This is a genomic window from Flavobacterium movens, from assembly GCF_039581425.1.
Taxonomy (GTDB): Bacteria; Bacteroidota; Bacteroidia; order Flavobacteriales; family Flavobacteriaceae; genus Flavobacterium; species Flavobacterium luteolum.
Window position 1 is genome coordinate 134,195 of sequence record NZ_JBCPXY010000009.1, and the last position, 17,200, is coordinate 151,394.

Below are 17,200 nucleotides of genomic sequence, written 5' to 3' on the forward strand. Positions count from 1 at the left end.
CGAGTTTTTAAAATTTAACATTAAGATTAAGACTGAAGTTTCTGGTTGTTGGCAACGCTAAACTTTCTAATCCTTGTGCATTTCCTGTATTGAAAGCCGTTTCAGGATCAATATTTGGTGCATCTTTGTAGATAAAGAATAAATTACGGCCAGCAGCAGTAACGCTTGCTCCTTCTAATCCAAGTTTTTTAATGAGCTTTTTATTAAAATTATAAGTAAGCTTGATCTCTCTCATTTTTACAAAAGTTGAACTGTAGATATACGCTTCGCTAATGTTGTAAGAAGCTTTGTAATATTCTTGTGCACTAATCACTTTATTGTTTGGAGTTCCGTCTGCAAATACACCTCCGAAAATCATTCCATCGTCATAAACCGTTACTCCGCTTGGAGCAGCTCCGCCAGCTACGAGAGTTTTCGGGTTAGCCGTATTGTTTCCTGGATAGTAATAGCTTAATCCGCCGTTTTCAGCACCACGACCTGGAAGAGTCTGTGCTAAAACTCCAGTATAGTTTCCTGTTCTGTTGGTTCCAGAGAAAAGTTCTCCACCAACACTAGCATCAACAAGGAATGAAAGTTCAAGATTCTTGTATGTCAAAGTATTTGTAAGACCTGCTAAATAATCTGGCGTATAATGTCCTAAAACTCTTTTTGTCGGATCTGCTTTTGGAAGACCGTTTGCTCCTACCACAATATTACCGCTTGCATCACGCTCGTAGGCTGTTCCGTAAAGTGCTCCGTAAGCTTGTCCTACAGATGCCAAAACATCAACACCTCCAGAAGAACCAATTGTGTAGTTTTTAATATCTCCCGCGTAATCTAGAATTTCTACTTTACTTTTATTTTTTGAATAATTTAAAGCCACATTCCATTTGAAGTTTTCTGTTTGAACTGGATTTCCGTCCAACTGCACTTCTATACCTTGATTGTTAATTTTACCTGCATTGATTAACTGTGAAGTATAACCACTCGCCGCTGTCGTTTTTATTTCTAAAATCTGGTCAAAACTATTCGTATTATAATACGCTACATCAAAATGAAGTCTGTTTTTCCAGAAAGAAGCTTCAAGACCTACCTCAGTAGAACGAGTTGTTTCTGGTTTTAAGTTTTCATTTAATTTCTTTTGAGAAGAAGTCTGGATCGGATTTCCGTCAAAAGCAGTTTGGAAATTATAAACTGTAGCCAATTGGTACGGATCTGCATCGTTACCTACTTCAGACCAACCACCTCTAACTTTTAAGAAATCAAGCGTACTGCTCTTAATGTTTAATGCATCGGTTAAAACTACACTTCCGTTAAAAGAAGGATAGAAATAAGAACGGTTGCTGCTTGGTAACGTAGAAGACCAATCATTACGTGCCGTAACGTTCAAGAAAGCATAATTTCTAAAACCAAACTGAGCAGAAGCATAAGCGCTGTAAACTCTCAATCTAGATAATGAATTTGATGACGTCAACGGATCTCTCGAGTTGGTTAAAGTATACAAATCTGGAACTGCTAAACGTGGCGCTTTCTGATAGTTGTTGGCATCGCTATGGTTACGAATGTTGAATCCAGCAAGTGCATCTACAGTAAAATCATCATTAAGCTGTTTTGTGTATTGAAATATACCCTCAGTATTTTGTTCATTTACAGTATAAGCATCTTCTGCATACGATCCGAAAGGAGTTCCATTTGTACCATACTTGATAGTATATTTTCTGCGATCGTTGTAATAATCAACACCTGTACGGAATCTAAAGTTAAGTCCTTCAGCCAATTTCGCATCTAAGTGAATATCTCCAATTATACGGTTACGCTGTTGGCTTGTTGTATTGTAATACGCATTCCAATATGGGTTGCTGTAGTAACTGTTATTCCAGTTAGTGTTCCAGTCTTTATCCAATTCATTGATGTCAACTTGACGTCCGAACCAAAGAAACTGCAGCATTACACCTGCCGCACGTCCACCAGATGGACCTCCTGGCAATTGTGGAGAATTCGTTACAATATAATTCGCATTAACCCCAACTTTTACATTTTCAGAAATCTGATAATTGGTATTAATTGTAAAGTTTGTTTTGTTTATTTCACTGTTCGGTACAGTTCCAAGCTGTTTTTGGTTGTTTACACCTAAACGGAAATCCGATTTTTCATTCGATTTTGCAATAGAAACGCTATTATCATAAGTAAGTCCTGTGTTAAAGAAGTCTTTCACATTATTCGGATGCGCCACAAAAGGAACTGCTTCACCTTTAGAATAAAACTGCGGAATAAGACGACCGTCCAATCTTGGGCCCCAGCTTTCATCAACACCATCATTAACTCCCCCTCCTTTTCCGTCTACGTAGCTGAATTTTCCATTAGAACCTTGTCCAAAACTATTCTGGAAAGAAGGTAATGTAGCGACTTGAGAAACGGTTATACCAGTATTAAAAGTAACTCCATATCCTGATTTTTGGCCTTTTCCAGATTTTGTAGTAATAAGCACTACACCATGCGCAGCACGCGATCCGTAAAGAGCAGCAGCATTTGGTCCTTTCAAAACTGTCAAAGTTTCAATGTCCTGCGGATTTAAATCGGCAATTGCATTTCTAAAATCACGTGTAGCTCCACCAAAATTCAGTTGTGAGTTATCTACAGGAACTCCGTCTACCACAAAAAGCGGCTGGTTGTTTCCTGCGATAGAAGTTTCTCCACGAATAATAATACGTGAAGATCCCATATCTCCTTGTGAATTTGTAATACGAACACCTGCCACTTTACCCGAAAGAGCATTCAAAAAGTTGGTTTCTTTTGTAGTTGCCAATTCTTTTCCTTTAACGGCTTGAGTCGTGTATCCTAAAGATTTCTTTTCTTTTGAAATTCCAAGTGCCGTAACCACTACTTCAGATAATGCATTTTGTTCTTCGGTAAGGTCAATAACAATTGCGTTTTTGTTGACTACAACTTCTTCTTTTTTATATCCTAAATAACTAATTAAAAGCGTATAAGGAAATTTTTGTCCTGTTTGGAAGAAAAATTTTCCATCTGTATCTGTGATAACACCATGTGTAGTTCCTTTAATAGTTACTGAAGCCCCGATAATTGGCTCTTTTGTAACGGCATCGACTACTGTTCCTTCCAGTTTAGACTGAATCAAAGGCTGAGTATCTTGAGCTTTAACTCCTATGGAAATCAACAAAATACATAACCAAGCATATCTTTTTAATTTTATTTTCATTACTTTGTTTTAGTTTAATAATAAGGCGAGCTGTGAACAGATTTTTACTATTCCTGCTTTCCTTGTAGAGATGACAATTTCTTTAAACTCTAACCATTTCTGCTGCAACAGAAATGGTTTCTTTTTTTATCTGCAGCACATTCGTTTTTTCATTTTTACTTTTTTTAGATTATTATTTTATTTGGCCTATACAATTTTTACCCTTGTTCAGGATAGTGTTATTAAAAATCTATAATGAATTTAAAAAGAGGAATTTTAACCGTAGTGATGCATAAGGTGTGAATCTCTTATGCTTTTATATTTCTGAAAATGAAATGATAAGGTTTTAATCTCTGTATTTCTAACTAAATTTTAAACTCTACTAATTTGATAGAACAAAAGTATGTTAAAAATTTAAGTTCCCAAATTTTAATTAAACTTTTTGCAAAAAAAATGTTAATCAATTTAAACAGAAAACCTTAAACAATTAAAAATAAAACAGTTAGACAAAATTAGGTTTTTTATCGTTTTATAAGAATTCTACTAAAAGCTGAATATTTTCACTTTGCGAATCCCGATATTTATCGGGAATGTGTCCATTGCTCTATAGCTTTATATTTTTATCGCAAAGTGCGCTAAGATTTTTTAAATACAATCCTAAGCAGAACATAATTTAAGTTCGCAAAGCTTTGTCAACTTTCATTCTTAAATGATTCTTAGAAAAAAACTTGGTGCACTTTGCGAAAAACCTTTGCGCTCTTTGCGTTAAATATTACTCGCAAAGTGCGCTAAGATATTTTTATTGTGAGACTAAAAAGGATTTAAGTAAAGTATAAACAAAAAAAAACTCCAAGATCATAAGACCTTGGAGCTTTCTATATTTTGGTATTGAAATATTATAATTCGTTAAACTCGTGCAATGATTTCAATGTAGTTTCATAAAACAAGATTGCAGCGATAAGATTTCCTTTATCAGAATAAGGCATCATTTTTCTTTGGAAATCTACTGTAGTGTCTAAGAAAACATTTGTGCCTTCTGCCTGTCCATCTAAGATTTTTTTATTCTCACTAGTGTCCGGAATACCTAAATCTGCCATTGTTACACCAGGTTTAGTAACCAAAGCAATGTAAGGAAGTGTTTTTACAAGAACTTTAATACGTTCAATGTACAATTCTAAAAGTTCTCCTTTTTGCATACCACTTAATTCTTTTTGGTCATGGTATTTACGGATTAAGGCTGTTGTACTAATGATACTTCTTGGTGCATTTTTTGCCTGTGCAGAAACAGCAGCAGTCGTCAAGAAGAAAAGGACACATAATAAAATAATCTTGCTCTTCATTTTCTTAATAGATTTGGTTCTTGAATAAAAACAAAAATATATAAATTATGTTAAAATGCAACTTTTATAATTTCTTTTTCACAATAAAATTATATTTGTGACGTTGCGATAGGGAAAATAGTACAGCCAAAGCAAGAATTTTGGCTATTTCAGCACATTTTTCCAAAAGTTATTTTACTGTTTTACGACTTAATTATTCTAAAACGGCTCGGATATTTTATCCATAAACTCTTTTTGTTGCCATAATAATCCATAAATTCTCCACAGACAAAAACAGCATGAACTTTTGACCAAGCCACAACGCCGCAATAGTCTGTTCCTGATTCTTTTTTTAATTTTTGAATCTGCTTGCCTAATGCAAATCCGAGGTATTTGTAAATTGTTGGAGTATACACTGTCCCATCTTCTAAATCTTCCAGTGCTTTGTCAAAAGTAGATTCTTTATCTATAATCTGTTTGTATTTTGCCATTACTGCGTAAGTCAGCTCTGCATAATCGGTAATTTTTTCGCTATCGCAATTGTCTTTAATATAAACAAAACCTGCAGATTCTTTGGCTTTATTTATTTCACTGCTATTCAGATTAAATGTTGCGTTGTTTTTTAGTGTGATTTTATATAAATCGTCGTTTAACTTTTCGCTCACAAACAAGTTGTCTAGACCATAAATGTTTAAAGACGCTTTAATAAAAGCAATAGATGAACAATTGGTACGTTCGCCTTGTTTAAAACTCTCGAATATTTTATCAGAGCTCAGTTGTGAGTAAGAACTTGGACAGACAAACATTAAAAGTAAAAAAACTGAAGTAACCGATTTCATGCTTTGTATTATATAATTGCTTCCCTATTATGGGATAGTATTGTATTAGATTATTACAAATCTATAAAAATCAAGTCATATTTTTTACTTCTTCTCTTTTATCTCTTAAAAAAAGTCGTTTAAAGGCAATAAATGAATTTGGTATCAAAAGAAAACGCCTCAAACAAACTTGAGACGTCTTTGTATTACTTTTTTTCTTCATTATTCAATTTATCATCGAATTCTGGTTCTTGACCTTTAAACTTTTTGGTGTCAACATCATAATTTTCATCATTTGTCAAAACTTCGTCGTGTTCTTTATATTGATGTTTTCTAGTATCGTTTCGATGATCTCCTCCGCCCTGCTGTTTAGGATTCGGATTTTTCTGGGTTTGATTATTCTTTTCCATAATTCTTCCTTTTTAAATGATTATTAAAATTACCTCAAATACAATAGCTTGGCTTATATAATCATTTTTAAAAATTATAAAATAATCCTATAAAACACTGAAAATCTTACCTCATAAAGATTAACGATTTATTCTGACATCATTTAGTTATTTTTACACCTTTAAAATAAGCTACAACAGATTATGTGGACTATATGTCATGAATGCCAAGGACAAGGCAAAATAAATCGCGGACTCACTAAAAAAGCACAACGACGTTATCAGACAGAATTGGCTGCATTTGAGAGTATACAAAGCGGTGTTGCACCAATTCGTCCTAAAGCTCACTTGCATTTGTGTACAAATTGTTCGGGATCTGGATTAATTCAATCTGAGAAGTATCTTGAACCTGATCTTACAAAACCACATATTGCCATTATTGGTGCTGGTATAGGCGGTGTCGCTTTGGCTGTGGCGTGTTTACATCGCGGAATTCCTTTTACAATTTATGAAAGAGACAGCGACTTCAATGCGAGATCTCAGGGCTACGGACTTACTTTACAGCAAGCCAGTAAAGCCATGAAAGGGCTAGGAATTACTTCTTTGGATGGCGTAATTTCAACAAAACATATTGTACACAATACTGAAGGCAAAATATTGGGTGAATGGGGAACTAGAAAATGGCTAGAAACTGCCATCAAAACACCTACAAAACGCACCAACATACATATCGCTAGACAATCGCTTCGATTGGCGCTTTTGGAACAGCTTGGAAGAAATAATAATGTACAATGGGGACATCAATTAGTAGATTTTAATGAATCTGAAAACGGTGTCGAACTTAATTTTCAGGTAAACGGAGAATTAAAAACTGCAAAAGCCGACCTTCTCGTAGGTGCAGATGGCATTAGAAGCGCCGTTAGAAAACTAACAATTGGGGACGAAACTACACCGCTTCGTTATTTAGATTGTATTGTAATCTTAGGAATTTGTCCTTTAAGTTCACTAGAAGGATTTTCAAGTGATTTATTAGATGGCGCAACGATATTTCAGACTGCCAACGGAAATGAACGTATTTATATAATGCCATATACTGCAGATTCTGTAATGTGGCAGCTAAGTTTTCCGATGGCTGAAGAAGAAGCCAAAGAATTAAGTGCAAAAGGTCCAAAGGCCTTGAAAGAAGAAGCTCGCAGAAGAACGCAATGGCACGCTCCTATTCCTCAGATTTTGGCAGCAACACAGGAAAATTTAATTTCTGGATATCCTGTTTACGACCGTGAATTATTGAGTTCGGAGTTACTAGAAAAAAATAAAAATATTACTTTAATTGGCGATGCGGCACATCCAATGAGTCCGTTTAAGGGACAAGGTGCCAATCAAGCCTTACTCGATGCTTTAAAACTGGCTAGAAAAATTTCGAAAGGCTGTAACGCTAAATCGAAATGGAGAGAAAGAGGATTGAGAGTATGTGTACTAAACGAATTTGAAACCGAAATGCTCGAACGTAGTGCTACAAAAGTGCAAGGTTCTGCAGATGCTGCACAGTTTTTACATTCTGAAATTATACTTCAAGAAGGCGATGAACCGCGAGGAAGGTTTCTTAATAGAGAGGAAGACAGAAAAAATTAAATGCAAAAAAGGCTGCCTCAAAAGCATAATCATTTTGAGTTAACAGGATATTGATAAAATTATTCTATCAGCAAACCCCAGCGGGGTAAAATATTTATAGAATTCAATAAGACAAATAAAGAATAGCTCCGGAGGAGCGACATATATTCCGATTATGAAAAAAATATGTCGCTCCTCCGGAGCTATTTTTATTGCAAAAAACATTTTTGACTATAAATATTTCGCTTCTCTGAAGCTTAAAAAAAAACAGCTGTCTTTTTGAGACAACTGTTTTTATCAAGTTAGTTTTCAAACCTATACATGCAAATTAAACAATAATTTAATATTATTTTATAATTAATTATGATTGGTTATTTCTACTTTTATAATCTCATTTACAAACAATTATAATAATTACGTCATGAAAGATTTACAAATAAATTTCAGTCCAAACAATGAAACCTGTACAGACCGAACTTTGGTTTGTAATGGTGATAATAACGAATTAATATTCCGTAAAACTTATGTAGGAGATTGGGGAGATTGGGACGAGAAACCAGATGATGCTAAACAAGATAAGCCTATTTATCTGGATCAAAATACAAGTTTTACAAGTGCAGTTTAAATCTGCGATATTAAGCACTACAATTGTACAATTCTATCAAATTATGCTAGAACACTAATTGTATTGCTTAAATTTTCTTTGTTTATAAAATCTAAAATAAATTCTTTTACCTCGTTGCTTGCTTCTGTTTTAGTTGCAAACGAATTAATGTAAAATTCATCGTCCTTATCGCTAATATGGATAATTTCTGTGTAGCCTTTGGTGATTAAACTGCCTTTCAGCTTAATTATATTGACCTGCTGCTTTCCGTCAAGCTCTTTGCGAACCTGTAATTTTATAGCTCTTTCCATATTCAAATACTTTTAAATAATTAACTATCATTCAGTTACTAAATTTAAAACATTTAATCTATCGAAATCAGATTTTAACACTATTCGCAACGTATTATTTATCAACATATTATAAACATTCCTTCTTTTTTATAAAAGAAATGCCAAATACCAGTAAAATCAAGTCTTTCGAGATTACTTCCCTGTAAAATCTTTGTCGCTCAAAGTTTTCATGAACGCAATAAGGTTTTCTTTTTCCAATTCTGTAAGCGGAATTCTGTTACTATTATTTTTAAAAACAGGATCTAAATTCTCTGCTTCCAAAACACCATTGTCAAAATAATCCAAAACAGATTTTAAAGTCGCGAACTGTCCAAAGCTTCCATAAGGCGCCGTATATTCAACATTACGCAAACTTGGAACTCTAAAACTCATAAAATCAGACGGAATTCCGGTAACTCTTCCTCTTCCCGCCTCATTTGAATCTGTATTTAGTGGAAATCCAATATTTCTAAAACTCTGGTCTGTAAACAATTCTGTACTATGACAGCTGGCACATTTCTGCTGAAACGTTGCATAACCCGCCGCTTCACTTTCTGTAAACGTCTGACCTTCTTTTCGTTTTACTTTGTCGTATTTGCTATTAGCAGAAATTAAAGTGTATTCAAACTGAGCAATACTTTTATAAATTCTATCAGCTGTAATTTCCTGATCTCCAAAAGCTTTTTTAAATAAGTCTTTATAAGATGCATCGTCTTTAATTTTTCCGATCACTTCCAGAATCGAAGAATCCATTTCTTCGTGGGTAATAATGGGCACTAATGGCTGTGTTTCTAACTGGAGTCTGCTTCCATCCCAATTAAAGAACTTTAAAAACATTAAATTCTGAAGCGGTGGCGCATTTCTAAGTCCGACTCTTCCTTCAATACCAATTGCTTGTGCATTATGATCTGCAAAAGCATTTCCTTGAATATGGCAACTTGAACATGAAATTGTATTGTCTGCGCTAAATCTTTTATCAGAAAAAAGTTTTTCGCCCAATTCAGCTCCATATTTTGTAGGCTTATTCAAACTCACATAACTGTTTACTTCTGGAAAATCTGTGGGAATATGTAATGAAAGCTCAGGATTATCAAAATAAGTCTCATCAGAATCACTACTGCTGCAAGAAGTGAAAAAGATTGCGGTTATAATGAAGCGGACTATTTTTTTCATTTTAATGAATTTTAAAATAGAGCCGTCTTTTTAAGTTCAGACGGCTCTGAAATATAATTTAGTTTTCTACACTAGTTACAGAAAACATTCCTGAAATATCGTTTGTTCCGTTTCCTCCTAAATTATCTACAAATTTTACCATTTGAGCTGCAGTATGCACATTTGGAGTAGCATTATCACTCATACCTGTTCCTGTTGATAATGTAATTGTATTGATTTTTCCGCTCAATAATTTATCAAAATCAGCTTTAATTTTGATTTTTGGAGCTTTACTTCCAACCACTGCATTTGTTGTAAGACTTAATGTAACATCTCTATAAGCATTTACACCTTGCGTGTAAGCACCTTCTGTTCCGGCAACAGTACTTCCAGTATGAATAGACATTACTTTGTTATCTGTATCATAAAAACCTTCTACTTTTGTAAAACGGTATCCAGTTCCCCATTCCCACATCATCTGAGTGTCATTTGCTCCAGCAGCTGCATAAAATTTAGGAAATCTTGTTTGGTCTAAAGTATTTTGTTCTGTCTTGATTCCTAAACCAAATTTAATCTGTTTGTATGTTGCAGATGGTACATTACTCAAAACATAACTCAAAGAAGCTGCTTTTGCCTGATCAATAACCGTTGCGCCTTTATCTAAATCATTTACGTTGTAAGGCACTTCACTTCCGTCATCTTTTATAAGACGAATGTTACTGATCACATATTTTACTTCAGAAAAGTGATGAATTTGTCCCGCTGCGGAAGTATTTGTAGTTGCAGAAGCTGAAGTCGCATCTCCTAAAACAATTGTTTTATCTTTGAAAGTATTATTGAATTCCAGCGTTAGATTATTTGCTGCAGGAGTACTATCATCATTTGAACAAGATGCAAATGCCAAAGCTGCTGTTGATAATAAAAGGTATTTTTTTAAAGTTTCCATTAATATGATTTTAATTTTTGTATTTTTTTCTATTTTAAATCATTTAGCTAAATTATTCTAACACATAGAAACATAGCTTTCCTCACTTAAGAAAAGGCGTTTCACTAATTTAAATTCACATAGCAGACTATGTGTTAGAAACCAGTTTCTTTCAATTCTCTTTTCAACATTAAAAAAACCTATGTTCCTATATGTTAAAAATAAATCTTGTTTATTTAACCAATGATTATCTTATTAATCCTTAAGAAGATTATACAATAGGTGGCGGTACAAAAATTTCGAGACAAGGTTCTGTCTGATCGGTTTCTTTATAAAGAGTAACTTTTTTAGAATGTATAATTTTTGGAATAGAAACTGCAAATTCAATATTGGAGATTAAAGCGATATCAATCTTTTTGCTAATGCTTCTCAATTCTAAATCTGTATTTTTTTCCGTTTCCTGAAGCTCTTTCTTTAAATGGCATTTACCATGACATTGCAACTCTGGCTTGGCTTTATTGACACAAAACTCTTTTTCTATAGCATTTTGATTCAGTTTAAAGTGCACAATGATAAGTGCCTGCTGGAAAGAAACCAGCAGGAACAGAATTGTCATTGTGATACTAAAAACCTTTTTCATTTTACTTATAATTATTGTTTAACACATAGAAGCTATATGCTATCCTTTTTATGCGCTTTTTTGTCATTCTGACGAAGGAAGGATCACACTTGAAGCTCCGCAATCTATATCGTCAATCTTTGTCGAGTTTAGTTTGTGATCCTTCCTTCGTCAGGATGACAAACGTTGTCCAAGAACTATGTGTTAGAAACTAGTTTCTTTCTCTTTTCTTTTCAACATTAAAAAAACTATGTCTCTATGTGTTTAAATTTAATCTTACCAAACAGATTAGAAATTCAATTTTAAAGACGTGAAAATATTACGTCCCATTCTTGGGATATTTCCCCAGTCGGCATACGTGCTGTAGTATTCGTTTAATACATTCTCTGCGCCAATCTGTACTGTGCTTCTAACTTTATTGATTGTGAAAGAATAATTGGCAGAAATATTCCATATTGCATAAGCTGCCGTTAAATCTTCACCATATTCCGGACTGTAATTAATCTGTTCAAAATCGCCATTTACAGAAGTCTGGATTCCGAAGTTTTTATACATATAATGCAATGAAGTCACATAACTTAACGGACGTATAAATGGGAGATTTCCTCCTTTATTATCCATTCCGCGGGCATAAGTAAGCGTTCCTTTCCAGTGAAGATGCTCCAAAATATCATAACTCACATTCGCAGACATATTCAAAAGTGTTGCATAATCTAGCGAAGTATATCCTTTTACCCCAACTGACTGATAATTCATCGGACTTCCTAAACTCAAGATTTTACCAATAATATAATTATCAATGTAGAAGTAATTAATTTTTCCTTGAATGCTTAATCTTTCGTTTGTAAAACCTGCGCTTGCATTTCCTTCATACGAAATTTCATTTTTCAGATTTGGATCTCCGATGTAATCATAACGGTCAAAACTATTATAAATGTAATATCCGTAACCCTCAGAAACAGAAGGCGCTCTATGGCCGTAACCTGTTCCTACAGAGAAATTAAACTGATCTATATTTAATTGATAACTAGCATTTAAACTTGGCAGAAATCTCGTTTTTTCCTGAGGCGCTCCAGGATGAAAAATCCAGTTGAACTCTATATACTTAGAATAATTGTAATTTACTCCCAAAGAACCTCCTAGATTTACCGTGCTTTTCTCCGAAAGTTCCCAAGAATTATTCATAGAAAGTCCAGCAAAACGAGTCGTTACCCAAGGCCAGCTATAAGCAAACATTGTTCTCTCACTCCTATCTTGCGGATACATGCGCATTTCTGCAATCGACAAATTATCATAAGCATTCAACTGAATTTCAGACGAATAATTATTCTTTTTCAAATTGGCTTTAGAAACCAATCCGTAAGTCGTGCTCCAGCCCGGCATATCCATGTGAACTAAATTTTCTGGTCGAGTTGTATCATCCATATAATGCTCAATGGCATTAAAATATACTTTTGTGTTCACTACCCTAACCAAACCTTCTTCAAACAATTGCTTATAAGAAGCCGAAGTAATCAGCGCGCGCGAAAGCCACAAATCCATTGGCAAAGCAGGATAACCAACATCTTTTGCCACATCAAAAATAGCATCCAATCGTAATGACGATAAGTCGCTTGTTTTATACGCTAATCCTAATGAAGTGTTGAATTTATTGTATTGCGAATGCTTTACTTCATCGTTATTTCCATCATGATAATTATCGGCTGTTCGGTACGAAATGCTTCCGTCTGCTACAAACTTAGTTCCCGAATAAGAGATATTTCCTAAATTGAAAAACTGCTTATTATTAAACTCAAAACCTGTTTGATACGCTCCGTTCCATTTCTTTTGAAGACCAAATGGCGTACTTTTTCGTTTTAAATCGATGCTTCCTGCAATGGTTGATCCGTGCAGACTTCCCTCCTGTCCCGATTTAATGTCAATTGCTGCTAGATTATTACTTTCTACATAAGAGGTAATCGGGTCCATCTTGTCAGTACAAGCGCCAAAAACGTGCATTCCGTCAATAGTTACCGTAGAACGTTCTGTGCTCATGTTGTTCAATAAAGGTTCCCAAGCATAAGCTCCACGCTTTATGAAACTGATATTATCCGATGATGATAGAAATTCATCAACAGAAACTGCCATTTTCATCTCGGTTTCAATTTTCTTTTTTGTCGCATTTTTTACGGTTACTTCTTCTAAGTTTTTGATGCTGTCGTGATGTGCATGCTGATTTTGTGCTGTTACCGACAATCCCAAAAAAAGCAGCATTATAATATATTTCATGTAATTAGAATAAAGTATCAATATATAATTCGCTTTTCACACCTTCTACTCCTGGCGTATGATCCGTTGGAACTACAGTTCCTTTTACGATTAATCCGTTCTGATTCATCATAATGAAATTCAAAGTCCAGTTACCAGTCATTGTATAATTAACAACACCATGATACAGACCATCGTTTTCCTGAACCAAATCCTTGTTATTTGGTGAAGAATGATTTCCCATAGAAGGTTCAGGCATTCTAGGATCTAACTTTAAAGTATATCCAGCAACTTCTGAGTAAGAAAATTGCGTTGGATCTGGAAAAGCTCCAGCAGGAGTCATAGGTTTGTTGTATTTGTAAACTCCGGCCACAAGCGGATTCTCTGAAACAGTCGGTTTTTGTGGTGAAACGAGCGCGATTACATATTGTTCTCCGTCATTTCCTGCAAAAGCCGTCATGTTAAGATTCTTATTGGTTTGTTTTTCAACTGTTACATCTTTATTGATCTCCTGTTTTTGATTATCAGCCGTAAAACTGATGTACAATTTCCAGCTAGCAGTTGTAGAACTTTCACTAGTAAAAACAGAATAACCGCTATAATATTTATTAGCAGCATCGTACGCCATATTATACTCATGCGGACATGAGCTTTTGCTTCCGTCAGCGTTGCTTAATATTGGTAAAAAAGTTACAGCAGATGAAGTTAGTTCTTGATTATTCTGAGTATTGACAATTTTTAAATGAAGCTCATTATATCCTTTGTAAAATGTTCCGTTTAAGGCGTCTATAGTAATTTTATAGTTGCCACTTGTAAAAGAAGTTGCTTCTTTAAATTCGTAATTTCCAGGAACCTCAGAACCGGTTTCAGCTTCGTAATCTGTTTTATCAATTGTACAGGAACTAACCGCAAATAATAATGCGATAATCCAAAAATTAAAAGATTTCATTTGATGATGTTATAAAAAACGTTTAAAATTTAGCATCATGCCATAAATTTTTGAATACCAAAAAAAAGAGTCAAAATGCTGTAAATGAGCCAAAGGATTGGCAAGTGTAAGTGAAAATGGAAGCGTTTTTCCCTTTCAATTACAAAAGAAGATCAAAATTAGTTTCAAAAAAGAAAAACAGATTATACAGAGCCAATCCAAAAGTTAGAATTTGGAATTTGGAGTTTAAAATATTTGGAATTTAAAACTAAAGTGACCTCTACGCTGTATAGAGCGGAGGATGAAAAGTAAGATTAGAAGCCCCGATTGGTTTCTTATCAAATAAAATAGAAGAATTATCTTTTGATTCGATAACAGGAATTGCTTGAAAACTAATTTCAGCAGTATTTTGAACGTATACAAGCTCTAATTTGTCTTTTAGACTGTCTTGCATTTTTCGTTCGTTATCAGAATATTTTTTAATGCTTTTTTGAAGTTCGCATCGACCGTTACAGCTGTTAAAAGCTTGCTTACGTTGTACGCAAATGGTTTTCGCAATTTCTTTCTGGTTAATTTTAAAAGAAGCATAAACGAACAAGCTGCCAAAAGATGGCGACAGAATTAAAATAGAAAGTGCTATGATGATTACCCTTTTCAATTGCTTGTTCAATAGTTGCTGGCAAAAGTACATACTATTTTGTATTTATTTTAACTAATTATTCATTTTTTATTGGATAACAATACAATCGATCTTATTTGCAAAAAACGAATTATTCATAAAATAACGAAATATCGCAAATAAGAAAACATTCCATTTTTATTAAATCCCTTAAAACAAAGGAACTACAACTAAGGCACGTTAATTGGCTACTATTTGGCATCATTCCTAAAATATAAAAATGCGAAATATGAAAATTGCCGAAATAACCTTCTATATACAAGTTCTATCACGTTCGAAACACATTTTTTTCACTTCTTAATCTAGATTAACCGATAGACCTTTCACTCTGTAATACATTTGCAGTGTAATCATAACAAAACAAAACACAATACCACTTATAAGTTTAAATTTTAAACCTATAAATCAATTTAAATTAAAAATATAAACAAATATTAATCTTAAAATCAAAAACCATGAGCACATTTACAGTAAAAGACGGAGCAGAAATTTATTACAAAGACTGGGGAAAAGGACAGCCAATTGTTTTTCATCACGGATGGCCTTTATCAAGCGATGATTGGGACGCACAAATGATGTTTTTTCTTCAAAAAGGATACAGAGTTATTGCACACGATCGCCGCGGACACGGACGTTCTAGCCAAACTTCTGAAGGAAATAATATGGAAACTTACGCATCAGACATTGCTCAATTAGTTGAAGCTTTAGATTTAAAAGATGCAATTCACGTTGGTCATTCAACAGGAGGCGGTGAAGTAATTCGTTATGCAGCAAAATACGGAAAAGGACGTATCTCAAAAGCAGTAATTATAAGCGCTGTACCGCCAATTATGGTACAAAGCGAATCGAATCCAGAAGGTGTGCCTTTGTCTGTTTTTGACGAAATCAGAAAAGGAACAGCTTTTACGAGATCACAATATTTTTATGATTTCCCAATTCCTTTTTATGGATGGAATCGCGAAGGACAAACCGTTCAAGAAGGAATTAAGCAAAATTGGTGGCGTCAAGGAATGATGGGTTCTGTTTTGGCTCATTACGAAGGAATTAAAGCTTTCTCTGAAACAGATTTTAGAGAAGATCTTAAAAGTTTAGACATCCCAGTTTTGGTTTTACATGGAGAAGATGACCAGATCGTTCCGTATCATCAAGCACCAAAATCGGCTGCATTGCTTAAAAACGGAAAATTGATTTCTTACCCAGGATTTCCTCACGGAATGCCAACTACAGAAGCAGAAACAATCAACAACGATATTCTAGCTTTCATAAAATAACTCCAAAAAACATAACTGTCTGCAAAGAAGTTTTGCAGACAGTTTAAACTCTCCAAACCATGAGTTCTCTACAACAACCCTATTTTGAAACCGTTACAGAAGCTTTACAATGGCTGAATGTACAAGGTTTTACAGAAAACTTTAATCTCGATTCAGATTGTATTCGATACAATAACAATACGCTTAGTATGTTTCCAGAAGAGTTCAAAATCGAATATTTATTCCGTTTTGAAGGCGACACCGATCCAGGCGATGAAGATATTGTGTACGGTATAATCTCTGACGTCTACAATGTAAAAGGTGTTTTAACCAGCGCTTTTGGGATTTATGCAGATTCTGTTTCTGCCGAAATGATCAAAAAACTTTCTACGCATTAATATAACTCAATTGCGAAATATCGCTAATAGCTAAATATCCCAACAAGTTTAACTAATTATAAATCTAAAATAATACACATCATGAAACCATCAGTTAACTTATTAACTCCAGACAATCACGCTTTAGTATTAATCGATTTTGAAGGCCAGATGGCTTTTGCAACAAGCAATCTTCCTGTGCACGAATTGCGTACCAATGTGGCAATCGTTGCTGGAGCATCAAAAATCTTTAATGTGGCAACAGTTGTAACTACAGTGGCAGAAGAAAGTTTCTCAGGCCCTGTTTTTCCCGAAGTGGAAGAATTTTATCCAATTGCAACTTCTGGATATATTGACAGAACCACTATGAATACTTGGGAAGATGAAAACGCTTACAAGGCTATTGTAGCGAAAAACAAAAAGAAAATAGTTCTAGCAGGTTTATGGACAGGAGTTTGTATCGTTGGCCCAGCTTTGTCTGCTATTGAAGAAGGTTACGAAGTGTATGTCATTACAGATGCTTGCGGTGATGTTAGTAACGAAGCTCACGAACGTGCGGTTCAGAGAATGATACAAGCTGGAGTGATTCCAATTACTTCTATCCAATATTTATTAGAACTTCAGAGAGATTGGGCTCGCGAAGCGACTTATGGTCCTGTAACTTCTTTAATGAAAAAATATGGCGGTTCTTACGGTTTAGGTATTCAGTACGCGCACACGATGCTAAAACACTAATCAGGAAACCCAAATTTAGTACCAATCTCTTACGCTA

The 17,200-nt window shown here is 34.4% G+C and carries 16 protein-coding genes; 5 read left to right on the plus strand and 11 right to left on the minus strand.

Annotated features, from left to right (window positions below; all coding sequences use genetic code 11):
• Window positions 1-7: 7 nt before the first annotated feature.
• From AAYQ05_RS16545 to AAYQ05_RS16560, 4 genes are all read right to left on the minus strand, one after another.
• The gene (locus tag AAYQ05_RS16545) at window positions 8-3,199 is read right to left on the minus strand and encodes a SusC/RagA family TonB-linked outer membrane protein (protein WP_343544504.1); all 3,192 of its coding nucleotides are present in this window, start codon (window positions 3,197-3,199) and stop codon (window positions 8-10) included.
• Between the two features lie 875 nt (window positions 3,200-4,074).
• Window positions 4,075-4,518 carry a hypothetical protein gene (locus AAYQ05_RS16550; RefSeq protein ID WP_177209761.1) on the minus strand — a complete coding sequence of 148 codons (444 nt, stop codon included), beginning with the start codon at window positions 4,516-4,518 and terminating at the stop codon, window positions 4,075-4,077.
• Between the two features lie 182 nt (window positions 4,519-4,700).
• The gene (locus AAYQ05_RS16555) at window positions 4,701-5,336 is read right to left on the minus strand and encodes a hypothetical protein (protein ID WP_343544505.1); all 636 of its coding nucleotides are present in this window, start codon (window positions 5,334-5,336) and stop codon (window positions 4,701-4,703) included.
• Window positions 5,337-5,521: 185 nt separating this feature from the next.
• Window positions 5,522-5,725: a hypothetical protein gene (locus tag AAYQ05_RS16560; protein ID WP_343544506.1), complete on the minus strand. Its 204-nt coding sequence runs from the start codon at window positions 5,723-5,725 to the stop codon at window positions 5,522-5,524.
• Between the two features lie 183 nt (window positions 5,726-5,908).
• On the opposite strand from AAYQ05_RS16560, the gene AAYQ05_RS16565 reads away from it, so the two are divergent.
• Together AAYQ05_RS16565 and AAYQ05_RS16570 are read left to right on the plus strand one after the other, a co-directional pair.
• The gene (locus tag AAYQ05_RS16565; protein WP_343544507.1) at window positions 5,909-7,336 is read left to right on the plus strand and encodes an FAD-dependent oxidoreductase; all 1,428 of its coding nucleotides are present in this window, start codon (window positions 5,909-5,911) and stop codon (window positions 7,334-7,336) included.
• Window positions 7,337-7,736: 400 nt separating this feature from the next.
• Complete coding sequence (locus AAYQ05_RS16570; protein WP_177209765.1) at window positions 7,737-7,940, plus strand: hypothetical protein; 204 nt, start codon at window positions 7,737-7,739, stop codon at window positions 7,938-7,940.
• A 41-nt stretch (window positions 7,941-7,981) separates the two neighbouring features.
• Here the strand turns inward: AAYQ05_RS16570 and AAYQ05_RS16575 are convergent, their stop codons facing one another.
• The 7 genes from AAYQ05_RS16575 to AAYQ05_RS16605 all read right to left on the minus strand — a co-directional run bounded on the left by AAYQ05_RS16575 (window position 7,982) and on the right by AAYQ05_RS16605 (window position 14,813).
• Window positions 7,982-8,230, minus strand: a complete 249-nt coding sequence (locus AAYQ05_RS16575) for a hypothetical protein (protein WP_177209766.1) — start codon at window positions 8,228-8,230, stop codon at window positions 7,982-7,984.
• A gap of 174 nt (window positions 8,231-8,404) precedes the next feature.
• Entirely contained in the window at window positions 8,405-9,424 is a 1,020-nt protein-coding gene (locus AAYQ05_RS16580) for a cytochrome-c peroxidase (RefSeq protein ID WP_343544508.1), read from the minus strand.
• A 58-nt stretch (window positions 9,425-9,482) separates the two neighbouring features.
• The gene (locus tag AAYQ05_RS16585) at window positions 9,483-10,349 is read right to left on the minus strand and encodes an MbnP family protein (RefSeq protein WP_343544509.1); all 867 of its coding nucleotides are present in this window, start codon (window positions 10,347-10,349) and stop codon (window positions 9,483-9,485) included.
• A 250-nt stretch (window positions 10,350-10,599) separates the two neighbouring features.
• A complete protein-coding gene (locus AAYQ05_RS16590) occupies window positions 10,600-10,968 on the minus strand; it encodes a hypothetical protein (protein ID WP_343544510.1) in 369 nt (122 codons plus the stop codon).
• 267 nt (window positions 10,969-11,235) lie between these two features.
• Window positions 11,236-13,215, minus strand: a complete 1,980-nt coding sequence (locus tag AAYQ05_RS16595) for a TonB-dependent receptor plug domain-containing protein (protein ID WP_343544511.1) — start codon at window positions 13,213-13,215, stop codon at window positions 11,236-11,238.
• A gap of 4 nt (window positions 13,216-13,219) precedes the next feature.
• Entirely contained in the window at window positions 13,220-14,143 is a 924-nt protein-coding gene (locus AAYQ05_RS16600) for a hypothetical protein (protein ID WP_343544512.1), read from the minus strand.
• 259 nt (window positions 14,144-14,402) lie between these two features.
• Window positions 14,403-14,813, minus strand: a complete 411-nt coding sequence (locus AAYQ05_RS16605) for a hypothetical protein (RefSeq protein ID WP_343544513.1) — start codon at window positions 14,811-14,813, stop codon at window positions 14,403-14,405.
• Between the two features lie 443 nt (window positions 14,814-15,256).
• Here AAYQ05_RS16605 and AAYQ05_RS16610 point away from each other — a divergent pair, with 443 nt between their 5' ends.
• The 3 genes from AAYQ05_RS16610 (at window position 15,257) to AAYQ05_RS16620 (ending at window position 17,163) form a co-directional block, all read left to right on the plus strand.
• Window positions 15,257-16,072, plus strand: coding sequence for an alpha/beta fold hydrolase (locus tag AAYQ05_RS16610; RefSeq protein ID WP_111424722.1), 816 nt, complete (start codon window positions 15,257-15,259; stop codon window positions 16,070-16,072).
• Between the two features lie 59 nt (window positions 16,073-16,131).
• Window positions 16,132-16,449, plus strand: coding sequence for a phosphoribosylpyrophosphate synthetase (locus AAYQ05_RS16615; RefSeq protein WP_343544514.1), 318 nt, complete (start codon window positions 16,132-16,134; stop codon window positions 16,447-16,449).
• A gap of 81 nt (window positions 16,450-16,530) precedes the next feature.
• Window positions 16,531-17,163 carry a hydrolase gene (locus tag AAYQ05_RS16620; protein ID WP_343544515.1) on the plus strand — a complete coding sequence of 211 codons (633 nt, stop codon included), beginning with the start codon at window positions 16,531-16,533 and terminating at the stop codon, window positions 17,161-17,163.
• The last annotated feature ends 37 nt before the right edge of the window (window positions 17,164-17,200 follow it).